This is a genomic window from Bowmanella dokdonensis (assembly GCF_017254865.1).
GTDB classification, from domain to species: domain Bacteria; phylum Pseudomonadota; class Gammaproteobacteria; order Enterobacterales; family Alteromonadaceae; genus Bowmanella; species Bowmanella dokdonensis.
In genome coordinates, this window is sequence record NZ_JAFKCV010000114.1 from 1 (window position 1) to 422 (window position 422).

A 422-nucleotide genomic window follows, 5' to 3' on the forward strand; every position below is an offset into this window, starting at 1 on the left:
TATGCCTAAATTCAACAGCGGCGATATGTGGGTAGACGAAACCTTTATCTGCAAAGGCGTCAACGTAGGTACAGGTAACATCAACTACGACGGTGCCGTCATAGTCAACGGCGATGTTACGGAAAAGATGATAATTACCGCCTCAGGCGATGTCACTATTAACGGCTTTGTGGAGTCGGCCATTATTCAGGCCGGTGGCGATATCATTATTACTCAAGGGGCAATGGGTAAGCAGGCTGAAAACGACAAGAACGAATACAGTACTAAGTTATCTGCCCAGGGCAGCATCCACGTGCAGCATGGCCAGGGCCTGGAGATTAGCTGTAATGGCAATGTAACCGTGGGTAAACAGTTGGCCCATAGCAACATAATTTGCCGGGGCAGTGTTATCGTCGGCCCCATAGACAACCCCAATGGAAACT

Annotated in this window: 1 protein-coding gene; it reads left to right on the top strand. The window is 49.1% G+C overall.

Annotated features, from left to right (window positions below):
* Window positions 1–422, top strand: a 422-nt coding sequence (locus J0A66_RS21795; protein ID WP_206575948.1) for a FapA family protein, incomplete at both ends; no start/stop codon positions are given.